This window comes from Rhizobium sp. BR 317 (genome assembly GCF_047445835.1).
Lineage (GTDB): Bacteria > Pseudomonadota > Alphaproteobacteria > Rhizobiales > Rhizobiaceae > Rhizobium > Rhizobium paranaense.
This window is the reverse complement of record NZ_JARWLB010000018.1, coordinates 113427-133326: the sequence shown is the minus strand read 5'-3', so window position 1 is coordinate 133326 and position 19900 is coordinate 113427. Positions and strand designations below refer to the sequence as shown.

Annotated in this window: 13 protein-coding genes and 2 pseudogenes; 8 read left to right on the top strand and 7 right to left on the bottom strand. The window is 56.8% G+C overall.

What is annotated here, in order from left to right; translation table 11 throughout:
• On the top strand, window positions 1-3449 hold a 3449-nt coding region (locus QD357_RS24545; protein WP_414125225.1), incomplete at its 5' end, for a beta strand repeat-containing protein.
• Between the two features lie 17 nt (window positions 3450-3466).
• Here QD357_RS24545 and QD357_RS24540 read toward each other — a convergent pair.
• Together QD357_RS24540 and QD357_RS24535 are read right to left on the bottom strand one after the other, a co-directional pair.
• Complete coding sequence (locus QD357_RS24540; RefSeq protein WP_281397241.1) at window positions 3467-3589, bottom strand: hypothetical protein; 123 nt, start codon at window positions 3587-3589, stop codon at window positions 3467-3469.
• Between the two features lie 100 nt (window positions 3590-3689).
• A complete protein-coding gene (locus QD357_RS24535; RefSeq protein WP_414125224.1) occupies window positions 3690-4631 on the bottom strand; it encodes a radical SAM/SPASM domain-containing protein in 942 nt (313 codons plus the stop codon).
• A gap of 312 nt (window positions 4632-4943) precedes the next feature.
• On the opposite strand from QD357_RS24535, the pseudogene QD357_RS24530 reads away from it, so the two are divergent.
• The 3 genes and pseudogenes from QD357_RS24530 to QD357_RS24520 form a co-directional block, all read left to right on the top strand.
• Window positions 4944-5270: pseudogene (locus QD357_RS24530) on the top strand (HAD-IIIC family phosphatase); the annotation flags it as partial.
• A 1221-nt stretch (window positions 5271-6491) separates the two neighbouring features.
• Window positions 6492-6637: pseudogene (locus QD357_RS24525) on the top strand (IS3 family transposase); the annotation flags it as partial.
• A gap of 79 nt (window positions 6638-6716) precedes the next feature.
• A complete protein-coding gene (locus QD357_RS24520; RefSeq protein WP_183939885.1) occupies window positions 6717-8219 on the top strand; it encodes a hypothetical protein in 1503 nt (500 codons plus the stop codon).
• Here the strand turns inward: QD357_RS24520 and QD357_RS24515 are convergent, their stop codons facing one another.
• Genes QD357_RS24515 through QD357_RS24505 form a run of 3 tightly spaced genes read right to left on the bottom strand, consistent with a single transcriptional unit; the run spans window position 8220 to window position 12207 of the window.
• Complete coding sequence (locus QD357_RS24515) at window positions 8220-10973, bottom strand: EAL domain-containing protein (RefSeq protein ID WP_414125223.1); 2754 nt, start codon at window positions 10971-10973, stop codon at window positions 8220-8222.
• Window positions 10970-11977 (bottom strand): FecR domain-containing protein, encoded by a 1008-nt coding sequence (locus QD357_RS24510; RefSeq protein ID WP_414125222.1) that lies wholly within the window; start codon window positions 11975-11977, stop codon window positions 10970-10972. The genes QD357_RS24515 and QD357_RS24510 overlap by 4 nt, the downstream gene beginning before the upstream one ends.
• Window positions 11978-11979: 2 nt before the next feature.
• Window positions 11980-12207 carry a hypothetical protein gene (locus QD357_RS24505; protein WP_183939891.1) on the bottom strand — a complete coding sequence of 76 codons (228 nt, stop codon included), beginning with the start codon at window positions 12205-12207 and terminating at the stop codon, window positions 11980-11982.
• Between the two features lie 508 nt (window positions 12208-12715).
• Between QD357_RS24505 and QD357_RS24500 the strand changes: the two genes are divergently transcribed.
• The 3 genes from QD357_RS24500 to QD357_RS24490 all read left to right on the top strand — a co-directional run bounded on the left by QD357_RS24500 (window position 12716) and on the right by QD357_RS24490 (window position 15983).
• Window positions 12716-13435, top strand: coding sequence for an autoinducer binding domain-containing protein (locus QD357_RS24500; RefSeq protein WP_414125221.1), 720 nt, complete (start codon window positions 12716-12718; stop codon window positions 13433-13435).
• Between the two features lie 275 nt (window positions 13436-13710).
• Window positions 13711-15504, top strand: coding sequence for a methyl-accepting chemotaxis protein (locus QD357_RS24495; protein WP_414125220.1), 1794 nt, complete (start codon window positions 13711-13713; stop codon window positions 15502-15504).
• On the top strand, window positions 15504-15983 hold the full coding sequence (locus tag QD357_RS24490; RefSeq protein ID WP_414125219.1) for a chemotaxis protein CheW: 480 nt from the start codon (window positions 15504-15506) through the stop codon (window positions 15981-15983). The genes QD357_RS24495 and QD357_RS24490 overlap by 1 nt, the downstream gene beginning before the upstream one ends.
• 203 nt (window positions 15984-16186) lie before the next feature.
• Here the strand turns inward: QD357_RS24490 and QD357_RS24485 are convergent, their stop codons facing one another.
• Window positions 16187-16705, bottom strand: a complete 519-nt coding sequence (locus tag QD357_RS24485; protein WP_414125218.1) for a YybH family protein — start codon at window positions 16703-16705, stop codon at window positions 16187-16189.
• Between QD357_RS24485 and QD357_RS24480 the strand changes: the two genes are divergently transcribed.
• Complete coding sequence (locus QD357_RS24480; RefSeq protein WP_414125217.1) at window positions 16691-17044, top strand: winged helix-turn-helix transcriptional regulator; 354 nt, start codon at window positions 16691-16693, stop codon at window positions 17042-17044. The genes QD357_RS24485 and QD357_RS24480 overlap by 15 nt on opposite strands.
• A gap of 66 nt (window positions 17045-17110) precedes the next feature.
• Here the strand turns inward: QD357_RS24480 and QD357_RS24475 are convergent, their stop codons facing one another.
• The gene (locus tag QD357_RS24475) at window positions 17111-19162 is read right to left on the bottom strand and encodes an SPFH domain-containing protein (protein ID WP_183939903.1); all 2052 of its coding nucleotides are present in this window, start codon (window positions 19160-19162) and stop codon (window positions 17111-17113) included.
• Window positions 19163-19900 lie beyond the last annotated feature (738 nt).

Here is a 19900-nt window from a genome sequence, read left to right as displayed (position 1 = left end):
GCAATGCATCCGTGCAGGCACTCAACAGCACCGGCAGCAACACGACGCTGCACGACCTGATCACAGTAACGACGGCGGACGGCACGCAGCAGCAGATCGACATCACGATCAACGGTGCGAACGACGCTGCGGTGATCACTGGTGACGTTGCCAAGAGTGTGACGGAAKACGGTGGTGTCAACAACGGGACGGCTGGAGTGCCGACGGCGAACGGAGTGCTTTCGGCGACGGACATCGACAGCGACCCTTCGTTTACAGCGCAAAGCAATGTGGCGACGAGCTACGGTCACTTCACGATCGGTGCCGATGGGCAGTGGAACTATACGCTCGACAACAGCAATGCATCCGTGCAGGCACTCAACAGCACCGGCAGCAACACGACRCTGCAYGACCTGATCACRGTAACGACGGCGGACGGCACGCAGCAGCAGATCGACATCACGATCAACGGTGCGAACGACGCTGCGGTGATCACTGGTGACGTTGCCAAGAGTGTGACGGAAGACGGTGGTGTCAACAACGGGACGGCTGGAGTGCCGACGGCGAACGGAGTGCTTTCCGCGACGGACGTCGACAGCGATCATTCGTTTACCGTGCAAAGCAATGTAGCGACGAGCTACGGTCACTTCACGATCGGTGCCAATGGTCAGTGGAGCTATACGCTCGACAACAGCAACGCGTCCGTGCAGGCACTCAACAGCACCGGCAGCAACACGACACTGCATGACCTGATCACGGTAACGACCGCGGACGGCACGCAGCAGCAGATCGATATCACGATCAATGGTGCGAACGACGCCCCGGTGGTGAGCGGCACTGCCGCGACTGCGTCCTATACCGCGGGAGCCACCGCGATCGTGCTGTCGAGCACGACGACCGTGGCGGACGTCGACAATACGACACTGGCGTCAGCCAAGGTTTCCATCTCGAGCGGCTTTGCGAGCGGCGACGTACTGTCGGCGACGCTGACGGGGACGTCGATTACGGCAAGCTACAACGCMACAACCGGCGTATTGACGCTGACCGGCACCGACACGCTGGCGCATTACCAGGCGGTCCTGGACAGCGTGATGTTCGCATCGACGAGCTCCAGCGCGGCCACCCGGACGATCAGTTGGTCCGTCAATGATGGGGCGGTAAATAGCAGTGTAACCACAACGACGCTCACCGTCGCCGCACATCAAAATGTGGCCCCGGTGCTGGATCTGAATACCACGACCAGTGGAGCCGATTCGTCAATTAATTACGCTCGGAAGATGGGCACCGTTAATTTGGTTCCGCATGCGCTTGTCACAGACACAGACTCCGCCAATTTCAACGGCGGAACACTTTCCGTTACTTCGACGGGTTCCTCAGACAAGTTGACCATCCTGGGTTCAAGCTCCGGCAATGTGACTTATGGCGGGATGAATATTGGTACTTTCTCATCCACCGGTCCAACACTGACGGTTAATTTCAACGCGAATGCTACGCCGGCTGCGGTAACGGCGTTGCTAGAGGACATTCAATTCAGCTCGACCTCGAATTCGGGAGACAGGACCGTTAATTTCGTTATCAGCGATGGGGATGGTGGATCATCCTCCGCGCAAGTGATCGTACACGCTTTAAACATGCCCGCCGGCATCTCCGGCGAAGCCATCAACCTCGCACTCGCAGATTCGTCACATCACATCGGCGCGGTCACGTTGACTGTTGCTGGTCTTCCCGCCGGCTGGGTGCTCAGTGAAGGCACGCATAATGCCGATGGCACCTGGTCCGTGGTGACGAACGATCCGTCGTCGCTGACGGTTACGTCGCCCGATGGTGTCACCGGGGCGGTGGTCCTCCAGGTCACCGAGACCTGGACCAATGCGGATGGTTCGACTGGCATGGCCACTGTGGCCGACAACGTCGAAGCCTATGCCAAGGGTTCGCCGATTTTCGCCTGGTCGGGCGACGATACGCTCACCGCATCGAGCGGCAACGACACGCTGGTCTTCGCGAACAGCATCGGCGCTGACGTCGTGCACAACTTCAATGCGGCGCATGACAAGATCGATCTGGTCGGTTTCGCGGGCTTCTCAAGCTTCGCGGACGTTCAGGCCCATCTGTCGACCGATGCGTCGGGCAATGCCGTCATCACACTCGGCGATGGCGAGACCATCACCCTGGTAGGCGTCAGCGCCGCGGCTCTCACGGCAGACGACTTCCTCTTCAACGAGACCGTGGTGACGCATAATGCGGGCGACATGGTGCTCAGCGACGGCGCGTTGATGCCGTTCAGCGGCACGCTCGACAACACCGGCAGCATCCATCTCGCCTCCACCGGCAGCGAGACGGCCTTCGAAATCGTGCAGCACGGCCTCACCCTGACCGGCGGCGGCACGGTGACGCTGTCCGACGATGCGGCCAACGTCATCTTCGGAAGCGGTGACGATGTCACGCTGACCAACGTTGACAACACCATCTCCGGTGCAGGCCAGCTCGGCGACGGTCACCTGACGCTGGTCAACGAAGGTACGATCATTGCCGACGGCAGCCACGCGCTCGTCATCGACACCGGTGTCAACGCGGTCAGCAACACCGGCACGCTGGAGGCGACCGGGACCGGTGGCCTCGACATACACAGCAGCGTCGTCAATGACGGCCTACTGTGGGCGAATGGCGGCAACATCAATCTCGAGGGCAATGTCAGCGGCAGCGGCACAGCGCTGTTGTCGGGTCACGCCAGCCTCGAAATCGGCGGCTCGTTCAGCGAGGCGATCACGCTGAGCACGGACGCCCAGGCCACCATCACCATCGACCACGCGGCGGCCTTCACGGGCACGATCGCCGGCCTCGACGCCAATGATGCGCTGCGGTTCGGCGATATCTCTGCCGCGACCGCCAGCTTCTCCTTTGCGGAAAATGCGGCGAAGACCGGTGGCGTGCTGACTGTCACCGACGGTACCCACACCGCCACCATCGGTCTCACCGGCGACTACTCGGCCAGCGACTTCTCGCTCGGTCATGATGGTGACTATGCCGAGATCGACTTCAGCGGTGTCGGCCACCTCTATGGCACCGACGGCAACGACACGCTGACGAGCGGCGGCGGCTACACCATGACTGGCGGCGCTGGCGCGGATACCTTCGTGCTCGATGCCCAGGCTCTGCACAACCTCAACATGGCTGACGTCATCACCGACTTCAGCCCGAAGGGAGAGGGCGACAAGCTGGATGTTTCCAACCTGCTGAACGCGTTGGTTGGCGAACATCCGGGCATGACCGAGGCGAGTGCTGTCGCGTCGATGACGGCAGCGGTTGATACCGCAACCAATTCGACAAAGATCAGCATCAACACCGGCTCGGAAACCCATGTGGTCGCCACGCTGCAGAACTACGCGCCGACAGGCCACGATGCCGTCCACGTGCTGTTCAACAGCCACGAAGAGCAGCTTGCAACGCATACGCAAACCGCTGGCGCCTAACGTCAATCGGCCAGCACTCAAATCTCGAAGCGGCGCGTCTCGGACGCGCCGTTTTTCATTGAAATGGATGCGAATTGGGCGCCACCTTCGCGCTCGATCCGGGGCGAAGGCGCCAGATCGTGCGCCATGATCACCGACAAGCTCAGATCCCGTTCTGCGGCAAAAGAAAAATGGCCGCTTTTCAGCGGCCATTTACAACAATACCCTCAACGGATTTTTGGCAAGGCGCCCAGCAGGCAGCTAGGCCGCCAGCGTCGAGGCAATTCGGTCGATGCGCTGCGGTGTCAGTTGTTCCAATCCAAAATGGCAATTGGAACACGCCCCCTTCTTCTCCTCAAGCGTCAGCATCGATCGGCGGAATGCCGCGGCGGCGGGGCTGGCGTAGGTGAGGAAAATGCTCGGCTGCTCATTCAGATCGTTTAACACGTATTCTTCATGCTCCACGATATCGGAGCGGTAATTGCAGCAAGGCACCATTTTTCCGTTATAGTCGACGTAAACGTTCCAGAATGGAATATTGCACGGCAATGTCCGGACATAGTCCTTCTTGATATCGACCTGATTTCCGCGACTGGTTCCATTGACTTCGAAATTGCGGCCGTAGAGGCGAATTTTCATGTCCTTGAACCGAAGGTTCATTTCGTACCACACGCCCGGCTGGTTTATGGTGAGCACGGAGGGCAATTGCAGGCGCTTCAGGGTCTGCTCGCCGCGCTTTATGACCTTATCGTGATCATAACGCTCGTGGTTCTTCAAATAGATCTGAATATTGAGCGAACGCATTCCAGCGTCGTAAAGTTCGTTTAGATACTCGTGGTCGAGGTAATCCCCGTTCGTATTGGTGTGAAGCAAGGCGTGGGGAAGTGCTGCGCGGGCCTCTCGAAGGCGATCCAAGATGATCCTGTCAGCCAAAGGTTCATTATATCGGCTATAGGTGATCATTCCGGAGTATTGAATGGATGCGAGCTGCGCGATGATCGAGCTATACAGCTCTGGCCGCATATATTCATTGTGCGTAATGCGGTCGATGCTCTCGTTGGGACAGAACCAGCACCGTCGGTTGCAATACGAAAAAATCTCGATCTCGACCTGGGAGACCGATCTCCTGAACATTTCGCGAGCCAAATCCAACTCATCGGTCGGGTATACGTGATACGGCTGCAATCTGTCGAAAAAACTCACAATCAATCTCCGCCAACGAATCCCAGGGTGTTGAGTAAAACCCCTCATGGGTCGTGACGATACGGACATCGATGTCCGGTAGCATCTAGCCGCAAGCGGAACTTCAAAGCTGCGCGAGCAATGGCGAATCGAAGCCATTTTCAAATTACCATTGGCCAACTCTCGCGACAATGGCTGGCGTCAGGCTTGCCATTCCAACGCAAGGCTGGCGCAAATTTGTGTCGGTAGGAAGTCTCTGAAGACGCCTGCGCTGCCGTCCCCTCCGATGTTTGGCACCGCAGGCATATCAAACTAGGAAAGTAAGATTGCCCAATGAACATCAAGTTGATCGTATGGGATCTCGACKACACTCTGTGGAGCGGCACTCTTGCTGAAAACGACGAGGTTCGTCTCTTTCCTCATCGCGTCGAGTATATAAAAACATTGAACCAGCGCGGTATCGTATCGGCGATCTGTTCAAAAAACGATCTGGATATTGCGAAGCGAAAGCTTGTCGAATTCGACATATGGGATGAGTTTGTTTTCCCGCGAATTTCCTTTGCACCCAAGGCGCCGGCGATAAAGCAGCTCATCGAAGATATGCAGCTTCGCGCGCAAAATGTGCTGTTCATCGACGACAACGTTCATAATCTGAACGAAGTCAAATATCTCCTGCCTGAGATATTGACACTCGATGCGAACACCGAGCTCTGCGACCAAACACTTGATGCCCTTATGGAGCAAACCAAGGACATTCGTAAGAGTCGTGTTCAAGAATACCGCATGCTTGAGGCGAGGCTCAGGGACAGTCAAACGTCCAACTTGCCGCAGGAGGAGTTTCTCCGCTCCTGCAATATTCGTGTCGCGATGGTGCATCGCATGGACAACCTCGATTTTGCTCCGCGCATCGAGGAGCTTATCAACCGAAGCAATCAGCTAAACTTCACCAAATCACGCGTCGAGCCGGGTGCGGTATCGGAAATGGTATCCGACATTCTCCGCTACGACTGCTTCAGCATATTTGTGTGGGACAACTACGGCTACCATGGATTGGTCGGCTTTGCGGCTCTCGAGAAAGAACGGCAGATTGTCCATTTTGTATTTTCTTGCCGCATTATGCACATGGGTGTCGAAAGCTGGACGTTGTGCGAGTTGAAGCGGCTGTTTCCTCAGCTTGACATATCCACGGTACCCGTCTTGCCAACGCCGGTCGGCTGGATACGCGGGGAAAGCTTCCACGACGACGCCGTGCGATCAAAAATCTACACAGACGAGTTCGCGGCGAAAGCAGAGCCACAGCTTCGCATCATGGCGAACTGCCAGTCTGGCGCCATCGCTCACTTTAGCGGTCTTGCCAGTGCGGCGATGTTCGACAACGCCCCCCAGGCCTTCGATCCGGCAAACTACCTCGATCGCGTATTTTACCTGCGCTTTTTCCTGTCGGAAGAATATGCCAACCAGGACTATCCCAGAATGTTGGTCTATGGTGCTTTTGTCGACTACGCGAATGGCTATTGGCCGGGCATCACCAATAACCAACTCGAGTCGATCGCCTATCCCCAATGCGTCGTCCGCTTCTGTGAATTCATCGAACAGTCCGGACGGACGGCTTTGGTCATAATACCGCTCGAAGAGGCTCCCGATCCCAAGATTCCGAGTCGTTTGGGCGTAACGCGGCAACGGCTCGCTTACTTCAATGCGATTTGGCGGCGCATCGCTGAAGCCTATGACAGCGTGGAAATATTGGATTTGAACACCATCGCCACCGAAGCGGAGGCGCTTGACGTCCGGCATTACAGCGTGCCGCTGCTTAAGAAAATCGCCGATCTCACCAAATCTTGGTATGATCGCAAGTCTTTGGACGATGCCGTCACGCCTCAGGCCCTTCCAGGCCACGGGCAGACGAACCTGCAGCAGCTTGAGATCGAGAGGCTGCGCCGTGACGTCGCGAAGCTGAAGGCGGAGCGCGATATCCTAAAGGCCGCAGTCTACATGAAGGACGCGATATGAAGTTCACCTTCATCGCAGGCCCTGCCGCGCGCTTCAAGAACCAAAGCCAAATTCGTGAAAATGAACACGCATACCGAATGCTAAAGGAAGCTTAAGGTGGATCACACTCCGCAATTTACAACCGTCAACGGCATGGGAGATATTCCCCAGCCGATCGCGTTTATCGACGACGTGTTCAGACATTCCTTCTGGCCGGCCAAGGAGTTCTTCTACGATCTTCTGAAGGTGCCATTTTCGAAACTGCTGGCCCAACCTCCGCGCCCCAGTGTGAGGCAGCTTATGTGGAGAGATGGTCTGCTGACGCCACCATCCGTGCCAGCCGGACCACAGCCGAATGAATGGGAGTGGCTGTCTCAGTATAACAGTCTAAACGATAGTTCTAAGCAACTATTGAGCCGATATATAGACCCTCAATGCCTCTATATCTGCTACGAGGCGTCGCCTGGGTTGCTGACGTTTCTGAACGAATTAGGCCTCACATATATCGACATACGCATTTCGCCGCTGCGCTTCATGAAGGACATCGTTTTGGCGATGCGTAGCAATTCGAGGGAAATCAATGCAGTTATGTCATTGACCTCGATGTCGAGGGCGGACATCGAGGCTGAAGCTCTCCTTTTGGCCTCGTCGTTCAGGCACTATGACCGATATAGGTCGCCCCCCGGCAGTCACGCGAAGGGAAACGACGTCTACTTCGTTGGCCAGACCGCAACCGATGCCAGCATCATCATCGGAAAAGGCTATTTCCGGATTGCGGATGCACTGCCGATCCTTACCAAGGAATTGCACGATCAAAACGTGCACTATCTTCCGCACCCGTCGGCGGATGGCGCTCACATGCAAAGCGAAATGTCGGTGCTCGCCAGTGTCAGCCGATCCCTGCAGGTCGAGAGCCGCAATAGCTATGACATTCTTTGCTCCGATAGGCCCGCGACGCTTTTGGGAATTTCATCAGGATTGATGCAAGAGGCAAATCTTTTTGGGAAGCGCTCCGTATCTCTGCTGCCGCCAGCTTGCCCTCTCTTCTTTCCCGAAGATGAAGATGATTTCGAGTCTGGATATTATCAGTTCAGTTTCGACACCTTCTTGAGCGAGCAGTTCTGGAATGCGGTGTTCAAACGGCTTCCGGTGGGATGGCGCGATAGCCCGAGAGCCATGCAGCCAAACCAGCTACGTGAATTGCACGACGTTTGGTGGGGCTATGCCGCCCATAAGGGCCGCCCCAACGACCTGACGCGGGCGCAGACCAGGGGGTTGCAGGCGCAACTGGAGCATGTCACCAAAGCTGCACAGTTTCTTATGACGCTTATATTCAATCCGCCAAATGACGCCGACCCAATCTTCGAGCAGCTAACGGGGCAGCCCTGGCGCTGGGTCGATGGCAGCTCCGTGTCGTTTGATACGGCCGGCCGGATATTCAAAAACGGCCAGAACGCCGGCACTTGGCGGATGGTGGCCGGCAGATCGCTGTCCGCCTGCGCGATTTGGAACAACGGCGGATGGATGGATCTCCTAGAATTCGATGCTACCAACAATCGTCTCCGCTGCACCAACAATCATGGACAGCAATTCGATATCTCATCCGGCTCGATGTATTGATTAACCTATGGCAGCGGCTGTCAGGAGCCTATATCGCTGCCGTATGTCCGCCGCGGGTTGCGGCTTGCTAAAGAGATAGCCTTGGCCTGTTTCGCATCGCAGTCGGCAAAGAGCCTCCATCTCGGCCTCGCCCTCGATTCCCTCTGCAACGATTTCGAGGCCGAGGCCGTGTCCCATCGAGACGATGGCCCTCACGATCTCGCGGACACTCGGGTCGTCTGTCATTCTGCGGACGAAGGATTGGTCGATTTTCAGCTTGTCGAGCGGGAGGTCGGCAAGATAGCTCATCGAAGAATAGCCAGTTCCAAAGTCGTCGAGAGCCAAGGCGACGCCAGCTTTGCGAAGCCCCATCATCTTTGCGACAGAGCGTTTGCCATCGTTGATGAAGGCCGATTCCGTGAGCTCAAGACATAGTCTGGAGGCGGGTAAGCCGCTGTGATGCAGCGCACGAAGGACGTCCGCTTCGAGGTCGGCCCGCTCGAACTGTATCGCAGATACGTTGACCGAGATGACGCCGTGCGACCAGCGCGCTGCTTCTGCGCAGGATTGCATAAGGACCCATCGCCCGATTTCGCAGATGTGTCCTGAAGATTCGGCGATCGGTACAAATTCCGCTGGCGATATAAGGCCGAGTTCGGGATGCTCCCATCGCAAAAGCGCTTCTGCTCCCACAAAGCGCCGGGTTGTCAAATCTATCTGTGGCTGAAACACAAGGAAGAACTGATTATCGTGGAGCGCGGCTCGCATTTCCACTTCTAAGCGCCTGATGCGGGTTTGCTGAAGGGCCACTCCCGGATCGTACGCTTTCCACTGCCCTGATGACCTCTTTGCTGTGTCCAGCGCGGATTCAGCCGCGCGTAAAGAATCCTCCGCACTCACCAGCCCACAGCGAGCAAGACCGAGGCGAATTCCGACTGCCGTCGACATTCCGTTATACGCGACAGGTTCCTTAAAGAGGTGCAGGAGCGCTTCAGCATGATCTTTTGGCTCGCGCTCTTCTTCTGCCGAAAGTACGGCAAACAGGTCACCGTCGATGCGGGCAAGAAGCGCATCGGGCAAGGCACTCAGCAACCGAAATGCTACAGCTTTGAGAAGCGCGTCGCCGATCTCTCTTCCGAGTGTGGTGCATATGCTTGAGAAGCGTTCGATGTCKAGCAGAGCGATGATGCCACTTCGTCCTTCAATCCGAGCGAGAAACTCTCGTCGGTTCAGCAGGCCCGTCAATTCGTCCTGCTCAGACAGCCGCTTGAGCCTGTCTTCATAGAGCTTTCTGGCGGTGATATCCCGAATGATGATGCATCCGCCGAAAACCTTTATAGAATGGCGGCCTATTGCCTCCAGGGGGGAAAGGGTTATCAAGGCTTCATAGGCCGCGAGCGTCTCATTGAGAGGCTTTAGGAACTCAACGGTCCGGGATTGTATCCCGATCTGCTGCGGATCATATTGACCAACAATCTCCGAGACGGCCTGAGAGACGGAACCTTCCCTGATCGTCAAAAGGCTATCGCCTGCACGGATTTCCAGGATCGACCTTGCGGAATCGCTGATTTCTGAAATCCTCAGGTCGCTGTCAAATGCGATGATCCCATCAGAGCTATCGGCTATTATGCTCCTCATCAGCCGGCGGGAATTTCGAGCATCGACGTTGGCGATAGCGGCAATCATTTCTCCAAGGTCTATCCGCTCGTTCAAGGCAAGAACCCAGGCGAATGCCAGAAGCGCCCAGGGAACGATCGTTCCACTAACGATCGCCAGGTCCTTCTGTAAAAAGAATGCTGCAACTTCGCAGCCGCAGCCGAGCGCGGCGGCAATAAGCGTCGTCTTGCCCATGCCCAAGGAGCGAAAACAAAACACTCCAACAATCAAAGCGGCGGCAAACAAAAGATCGAGCGTGGTTTGATCGATTTGCCGGAGGTTGCGATTTTGCAGTTGTGTTTCGGCGGCCAGAACATGGATGAGCGGACCGGCCAATGCGCCGTAAACTGGTACGCTGAAGGTGTCCTTTAGCTCAACCGCGGACGCCCCGACAACGATGGAGCGGCCCGCAAGTTGTTTCGCGCCGACTTTACCCTCGATGACATCCGTCAATGAATATGTCGGTATGCTTTTCGGTACGATTGAGAAGTCGATCAATTGGCTGCCGGATATCCTGGCCCCGCCCGACAAGGCAGAGGCTGCAGAAGGGGTTGGCTTTCCATCAAAATCATTCCCGAAATCGAACCGCCGAACGAGGCCATCGGCGTCCGTTGCGACGTTGGCGAAAACAGGCCATGCGTTGGCAAGCAATTGTGGAATCGGTTGTGAAATTTCTGTTTGCGAAGACGAAGCTGTTTTCTGTTGCCGGAAAACCGGCAGCAATACGCCGCCACCGACTTTCGCCAAAGTCGAAGCAAAAAGCGCGTCTTCCGACGCGCTTGAAGGCGTTGAAAAATCGATGTCGAGAAAGATGTCGCCGACATCAGCGCCGTATAATGTGTCCAGGACTTTTCCGTAGATGTTCCTTGGCCATGGCCAGACACCAACCTCATCAAGGGTGTGTTTGTCTATGGCGATGAATGCGATCTGTCCGGAAGCGTTACGGGGTGCCCATTCGAACCGTGTGGCAACCAACCCGTCGTTCAATTGGATGACGGGAGCAAGTTGAGGCCCAATGACTGGAAATGCGAGGATCATCAGGACGAGCAAGGCTCTCAGCAGGACAGTTCCAGGCCTGCCCTTGTAAAGTTGTAGCAGAGAGCGGTAGACGCCTTTCACTTTTTGCTACTCTTGACTTTCCCGTTCCCGTTCCCGTTGCTATCGCTGTTCCCTTTTCCATTGCTGCCGCTGTTTCCGGTGTTGCCATTTCCTTTCCCGTTGTTGCTGCTGTTTCCGTTCCCATTGTTGCCGTTTCCGGCATTGCCATTCCCATTTCCATTGCCGCCACCGTTTCCGGTGTTGCCGTTTCCAGCGTTTCCGCTTCCATTGCCACTGTCGTTTCCGCTGTTGTCGTTGCTGGGCTCACCGGAGCTTTTTCCGTTGCCGTTTCCGGAGCCGCTGCTGCCGCCGCCGGCACTGCCGCTATCGCCACTGGCACCGGCCGTGCCGGCTTGCGACGATTTGCTAGTACTGTCGCTCGCGGTGTCCTGTCCGGATAGCGTGGCGGCACCCAAGGCGGGCACTTTTGCCACCGAAGGGGCGACGGAGGTTATCGACGGCGTTGACACTTGCCCGGAGACCGTCATCCCGGCATTGCGATCGACGGAGGCGGCTTGATGCGGCCCTACATTTGCTTGCTGACCGCTAGCGAAGGAAGTCACTTGAACCAACCCTCGGTCAACCGACACGGACGCCGTTGTTTTTCCGACACTGACGTGGAAGATGGTGCCTTTGACGACAGCAGCGAGATAGGGCGTTTGAACAGTCGTATGTGGCTGGCTACGCTTTTCTATCTCAAGATCGAGCGTGCCGGTCTGTTGACGGACCTCGGTCTTGCGCGATGAAAAGAGGCTGGAGTTAGTTGTAATCGAAGCCGTCGTGTTTGGCTGGAAATCAATACTTTCGACACCACGCGCAAGTTCAACGCGGCCGCGGGGGCCAGTCGATACCCAGGCCCGGTTTGGGACGACATCGCCGGCGTGTAGATCCATCCAGTTCGAGAGGTCTATCGTATATTTTACCTGGCTGGTGGCCTTTGCGACCTGCCAGTCGTCGCTCTCGGCAATTGCGGTTGTCGGCAGAAGAAATAGGACGAGTACGAGAACGCGAGCAACGAGCGACACGACTACCCTCCAATTTCCGCGTTGGCTGGATAGGGTGATGCGTCGCCATCGTTGCCGCATAGCGACAGCCGAAGTGCTTCCAGATAGCTTGCCGGGTTCGCCAGTGCCTCACGGTTGCGCCCCAACAACCGCATCAGCTCGAGCTGTTCGGGAACTAAGAAATTTGTATCTGGTGTGGGGGGATCTGATTGGTCGCGATCTTGGTGTGGAAATCGAATAAGCTTCTGCATGTGGCCTTTTTCAGGAGCGACAAGAAAGAGGCAGGCACCGTCATCGGGCTCTCTTAAGAATGATGAGGAAGAGCTGCCTCAAATCATTCGAGCAGCATGGATGAGCTTTCGCTTGCTCCGCAGACACGGCATCCCCCTGGGAGACAATTGCGTCACGGCAACGCAATGAATTGATGTCAACCATTAACAAAAGCTGGATTTCTGGGAGCAGCCTGTGTCTTTCCCAGCTCAGGCTGAACTTTGCTTCTCGTATCGGATAGTGTTGGCGTAAAATGGATTTAACCGCGCGAGGCGGGGACAGTGTGTTGCTTTGAAAAGAGGCGACGTATGGATTTCTGCTGGGCGGTCGGTGAGATCTGCGAAAGCGTCTCCGTCAATGCCGACGACACTGCGGATCGGGGGCGTCGCCTGAGGCAGTTCTTGCACGAATCCTAGTATCGAGTATTAACGTTAGATTTACCAAAAGACGCGAAAAGTTATGCCATACATAAAGTATTAGAGGTTGCATATGGGCTGCGCGGTCGTTCCATCCTTTGACGCATATCGGAACCTCTCTGCCGTTCCGGCGCACCGCATTCTGCGAAGCAGCGATTTGCTGGAGCAACTGCGCAAATCGGTTGGGTTCAAGCACATCGCGGTGAGTGGGCTTGATATCGATGGTTATCATTTCGGGCGTGGCCGCTCGAGCGAGACCTCATTTCCCCCCGCCTACGTCGAGGCCTATTTCGCCGAAGAGCTTCAACATTCCGATCCACTCGTAATAATGTCCCGACGTCGCAACTCGCCGCTGACCGAAGTAGAAGCATTCGACATGATGGCCGCGCCTGTGCGTCTTCAGCACTTGAACCGTTCGCTCGATATCCAAAATCGATTCCTGGTTCCTGTATCACGTGATGACTGCGTCTATGGCGGCGTCTGCTTCACGAATGACCGTCCGTTCACCGAAAGTGAACGGCAGTTGCTGGCGTTTCTTGCCGAACCGCTCCACAAGTCCGTCACGAAACCACTGATGGACCACTTCGCAGCGAGCATATTTCGGCTCTCGGAAGGCGAAGTGCACTGCCTCACCTTGGCAAGCAAGGGGCTGACAAGCGACGAAATCGCGGTCGTATCCGAATACCAGCTGGAAACGGTCAATACCTATCTCAAGCGCGCAACCCGCAAGCTCGGCGCCGCCAATCGCACCCATGCGATCGCCGAAGCGATCCGCCGGCAGATCATCAGCTAAGAATTAAAAACTAAAATAATTCGCGGCGCATTCATTGTTTTGAAACTATCGTGTCTCACTTTTGGGACATCGAAGCGACGCATAATCGCGTCTCACCTGCCATGATGGCGGCGGCTTCTCTTCGCGAGTTCCTCGCATCATCAATAAACAACACCGCTGCCCTAGCCCACATTGATGAGCCGGCTTTCTCGCTGCTGCCTGCAGTGGGGCCGCATGCTGATGCGCGCCGGTGACAACGGGACCGGCTTTCATGGGCCGTACTAGGAGGATACAATATGAAAGCAATCGCATTTGGCTTTGGTTCAGATGCCAAGGCGGTTCTGGCTGCGATGAATAAATCGCAAGCCATTATCGAATTCGACATGACGGGTAAGGTGCTGACGGCCAACAACAATTTTTGTGGCGCCCTKGGCTATCAAGCATCGGAGATCATCGGCCAACATCACCGTCTGTTCGTCGATCCGGCGGAAGCCTCCTCCGCCGACTATCGCGAGTTCTGGGCCAGGCTCAACCGCGGTGAGTTCGACCAGCGCCAATACAAGCGCATCGGCAAGGGCGGCAAGGAAGTCTGGATCGAAGCCTCCTACAATCCGATCTTCCGCGGCGGCAAACCCTACAAGGTTGTCAAATTCGCAACCGATATCACAGCGCAGAAGCTGAAAAGCGCCGAGGATGCCGGCAAACTCGACGCCCTGTCACGCGCCCAGGCCGTTATCGAGTTCACGCCGAATGGAGAGGTGCTGACGGCAAACCAGAATTTCCTCTGGGCGCTTGGCTATCAGCTCTCGGAGATCCAGGGGCGCCATCATTCGATGTTCTGCGACAGTGCCTACACGAGCAGTGACGACTACCGCCGCTTCTGGCAGAGGCTGTCCGGGGGCGAGTTCGTCGCCGAAGAATTCCTGCGCATCGGCAAGGGCGGCAAGAAAGTCTATATCCAGGCCTCTTACAACCCCATCTTCGATATGAACGGCAAGGTCTTCAAGGTCGTCAAATTTGCAACCGATGTCACGGCCCGGGTCAACAATGTCGACGAGCTCGCGGGCGCGTTGATGCAGCTATCAAATGGCGATCTGACGCAGAGCCTGAATGCGCCATTCATTCCGACCCTGGAAAAGCTCCGTACAGACTTCAACGGCACAGTGGAAAAGCTCCGTACGGCCATGCAGACGGTGGCCGAGAATGCTCGTGCAATCGCCGCCGGCTCACAGCAGATTCGGTCGGCCTCCGACGAATTGTCCAAGCGGACGGAGCAGCAAGCCGCCTCGGTGGAGGAGACAGCCGCGGCCCTCGAAGAGATCACCACCACGGTGGCCGATTCGAGCCGCCGCGCCGAAGAAGCGGGCCAGCTCGTCCGCAAGACGCGCGAGAATGCCGAGCATTCCGGCTCGGTTGTGCGTAGCGCCATCGATGCCATGGGCAAGATCGAGAGCTCCTCCTCGGAAATCTCCAACATCATTGGTGTCATCGACGAGATCGCCTTCCAGACCAATCTTCTGGCACTGAACGCCGGTGTCGAAGCTGCGCGTGCGGGTGATGCTGGGAAGGGCTTCGCCGTCGTCGCCCAGGAGGTGCGCGAACTTGCTCAGCGGTCGGCCAAGGCCGCCAAGGAGATCAAGGATCTGATCACTGATTCAAACGCGCATGTGAAGGATGGTGTCGCACTGGTTGGACAAACGGGTACCGCGCTGACAACCATCGTGTCCCAGGTGCAGGAGGTCAACGGCAATGTCGGAGCTATCGTAGAGGCCTCCAGGGAGCAGGCGACTGGGATCAAGGAAATCAATCAGGCGGTCAATATCATGGATCAGGGCACGCAGCAGAATGCCGCGATGGTCGAAGAATCGACAGCCGCTGCACACAGCCTCGCGAAAGAGGCCGATGCGCTCTTCCAATTGCTGGCTCAATTCAACATCGGAGGCAGCCCGGCGTCACGGCAAACACGGCCGGCTGCGGCAACTGCGACCTCGAAGCCGGTCGCATCTCCTGCGCGGGCAATGGCGACCAAGGTGGCGGCTGCCTTCCACGGCAATGCCGCGGTGGCGAGTGACGGCTGGGAGTCATTCTGATGACCGAGCCTAAATCCCTGATCGGCGCCGGACGCGATACGCTCGAAATTATCGCCTTTCGTCTCCATGGACAGGAATTCTGCGTCACGACCACCACCATCCGCGAAATTCGCGGATGGTCCCCTTCCACCCCGCTCCCGCATGCGCCATCCGATGTTTTGGGAGTCATGAACCTGCGCGGCTCGGTCATTCCAATCATCGACCTCGCTCGCAAGCTCGGCATGGCGGCAACCGCGCCCAATGAACGCAGCGCCATTGTGGTGGCGGAGGTTCACGGGATGGTGCTCGGTCTGTTGGTCGACCAAGTGTCGGACATTCTCACCGTCCGCGGCGACGAGATCCAGCCCGTACCGGAAATAGCCACCTCCTTTGATCGCGGCTTTTCCGATGGCATCATCACCCATGAGGAAAGCATGATTTGCTTCCTCAATCTGGCGCGAATGTTCCCGCCKGGCGACATCAACGGTCTTGCCGCGTAACGTTCCACGGCAAGATTCGACCCCTTAAGTATTGACGACCATATGAGCGCACAGCGTTGCCGCCGAACAATGCTGTGCGCCTCATTTTGCGCGACAAACGCTGCGGATGCTTTTTTGGGCCGTGTGTGTCCGGCGCAGTTGCGACCCCGGTAATAAATGGTCGATGGTTGCCAACCGTCGCTTCGCCTCGAGGTCTCGTAGGGTCACTCCCGCGCGGTAAATGACCAGTGCGTCTGTAAGATCCGCCAAGTCCCTTCTGTGCGCCAATACACTTCGGTGCAGTTCCACCGCATCTGTGCGCCCTCGCTGCTGCTGTAGGAGTTCAAACGAAACGTGAGGATAGCGCCATCCCCGACTTTCTGCACGCAAGGTTCGATCATTTCGTATTTGGGCGCGAAGATTTTGCCGCGAATGCTCTCGTAATAGGCGGTGAGCTTGTCGAGGCCATCGAGGCGTTCGCTCAGAAAGGGATCGAAATAGGTGACATCGGGCGCCGATAATTCCAAAAAGCCGGATGGGTCCCCGGTGCACCAACGCTGAAGTGCGCGGCCTGTTCGAGACGAACGATGGGATGGGTTTCCATTATTTGAGACTTTCTGTGCTGGTTTCGTTGAACCGGTGATTGACGCTTTCAGGCAAAAAAAACGCAAGTACGCATAAATGAAGCCTATACTGTCATATTTGTAAGTAAGGAGCGGACAGACAACATGACGCGCAAGCAAAGGCACGCCTTTTATGGAAACTGTCCGGTCGAGGCGGCGCTCGACATTATTGGCGGGAAATGGAAGGCGATTCTGATCTTCCACATTCTCGACGGAACGAAGCGTTTCGGAGAATTTGGACGGTTGCTGCCGGGACTGACGCAGAGAATGCTGACAACGCAATTGCGCGAGCTGGAAGCGGATGGGGTCATCCTGCGTACCGTCTATCCGCAGGTGCCCCCAAAGGTGGAATACTCCATCACGCCGTTCGGGCGGACGCTTGAACCATTGCTGCGAGAGCTGGCGGTTTGGTCGGATGTGCACGTCAAGCCGCGGCTGAAGCAACCAGAGGCGCCCTGAAAACTTGTTCTCTTGCCTTCCCAAATCGGGATACAAAATGGGCCGGCATAACCGGCCCATCCATGATCAATCCTGCTCGACCGGCGCTAGCGCCGGCACTGCAGCCGGTGAATTCTGCCGTCCAAGCCGATCGGCGACGAGCATCGACAGCATCATTTCAACAAGACCGTTGGTGGCACCCTTATCGCCGCCGGCGCCGCCGACCTGGATCTGCGGCACGAGCGGCAACCTGCCGTTCTCGATCGCTTCGGCGAAGCGCATGAGGACCTGCGAGTTGAGCTGATAGTCCGGCCCACCGAAGGCCGCAACCTTCTTCTCGGTGGCCTCGGCTTCCGCCAGACCGACGGCGCGTACTTTCTCGGCATCGGCAAAACCAGTTGCCTTGATACGTTCGGCATCGGCAAGCGCGATGGCCTTGATCCGGTCGGCCTCGCCGAGACCTGCCAAGCGCACCTTCTCGGCCTCTGCCTTGGCGGTGACTTGAATGGTTTCTGCCTGCTGGCGGGTGCGGGCGAGTTGGGCCTTACCCTCGTTCTCGCTGATCTCGATGGTGAGCGCGGATGTGGTGATCTTGGCCTGCTGTTCGGCGAGCGCTTCCTTCTCGCGCAATGTGCGCTCCTGGATCGCTGCCGCTTCCTGCAATTTATAGGTCTCGACCTTTTCAACGGCAATCTGGCGCTCGCGTAGCTGGATCAGGATCTGCTCTATGCTGTTCTGGCCGTTGCTGGCGCGCGGCGTGCCGATCAGCACTTCCTGCAGTTCGAGGCTGTAGGAGGCAAATTTCTCGCGCATTTCCTCGCCGGACTTGCGCTGGATGTCGCTACGCTCCTGTAGGAGCTGGATTAGCGTCTTGGTCTGGGCAATATTCTTGAAATAGGCGGAAACCATCGGATCGAGCGTCTGTTCGACCAGCCGCTTGATATCCCCAAAACGCTGTACGACGAGCGGCGCCTTCATATAGTCGATATGCACGACGACCGAGAGCGGCAGCATCGGCTCGAAGGCGTCCTTGGTGATCAGCGACACTTCCGAAAGGTTCTCGTCCAGCTTATGTTCGCCGAACTGTTCCTTGGTCCATTTGAGCACGAAATTGGTGGTCGGCACGATGACGATATTGCCGGCATAGGTGTTGAAGGCATATTTGCCCGGCAGAAGCGGCGTCGACCAGACACCGCGTGCGCCCGTCTCAACCAGCTCGCCATGGCGATAGGACTGGCCGGAAATGTCAGCACCTCGCCGGCCGGTATAGGAGACGACGACACCCACTGTGCCAACGTCGATGATCGTCTTTTCGACCAGTTCGACGGTCGCAAAAATGCGATTGAGGAAATAGCTGCCGTCGGCAAGCACCTGCAACTGCCGGCCGCGATAACCGCCGGCGTTKAGAAACTTCTCCGGATCCTGAAAATTGTTATGGAAATTCGGGTCTTTCGGGTCGTTGGCAACGGTCGGCGCGATGATCTCGCCATCCGGCAGCGCCGGACCGTCGTGGACGGTGACGACGCCGATCAAGTCCTCGGCGTCATGGATGACGACGGGCTCGAAGCCATTCCGCTCCGTGATCAGCCTGGACATATCCGCAAATAGTTGCTGTTCCGACGAGCTCAGGTTGACGGCATGGGTCGATTGTGCAGTCAACACGATGAACTGTGCCAGATTGATGGCATAGGTGCCTTCGCGCAGGATCTTGCGTTGCGGACCCTTTTGGCCGCCCTTTAGGAGAAAGCCGCGCACGTCCTGGAAGTCATCGGCTTCGATATTCGAGGCAAGCGTCTGGGTCGGCGGCAACGGCTTGCCGTCACGGGCGAAGACATAGCCGATCTGGCCCTGTGGAATGGTCACCAGATTGGCGCGATGCATCGAATACTGGAACGGCATGAAGAAATGCAGGCCGCCGCGCACGACTTCCGGCTGGAAGCCGGCCTCGCGGTTGAGCGCGATGAAGCCATTCTTGACGGAGCCGCGAAAGCTCCATAGCTTTTCGAGGATGCCGAGCCTGTCGTTGGGGATATAGCGGATCACGCCGCTCCACCGGAACAGGATTGCCAGCACGATGACCGGAACGGCGATTTCGATCGCCATCCATTCCATCGGGCTGAGATATTGCAGGGTTTCCATCTTTTCTCTCCTGTGGGCGCACGGGTTCGTCCATCCGACGAGCGCCCGGTTGGTGTTGGTTGTAAGACGGGGAGATTGCGCGCGCCTTTACGCTCGACGCACTGGAGCGCGTGTCGAACGCTTGGGCTGCTCATTGTCTGGGAAAATGACCGCGCGTCCCCAGTCCCCACAGAGGGATGGCGTGGTCGTGAGCGGTCTCACATCGGGGTTGCCTTGATAGACATAACGATAGAGGACGTAAGAATTGCGCCTATAGGTTTAAAGATGCTCGATGCGGAAATCGGATAAGTACTTCCAACAATTTTGCTATTTCGAGCATTCAATTCTACTGAATTAGGTCTTTCTCGCCAGATTGTTGCGGGAGGTATCGCTTGGCTTTCAATTGTAGGAATGCGGCCGTTTCCGACGAAGCGACCCAACATCGTCGCCGAAAGAGGTTCATAGCCGGCAACGCGCTTGGCCAAGCGACCACCGATACACTTCTCGACGTTTCGATGTGCTATTGGAGGGCGCGCCGGCAAAATGGAGCGTGGTATTCGATTGCGTCCTTTGCGACACCAGCCGATCGTCTCGTAAGGAACGACAAACGCCGCGTCCGAGCCTCAAGTCTTCGACTTTGCGCACAGGCTGACATTGAAGCGGAAATAGAGCCAGATCGCACGCGCGACAATCTCGATTGGCGTAAGATGCAACCAGGGGCGCCTTGATGAAACAACCATTGTCGCCGTAGCCGGGAAA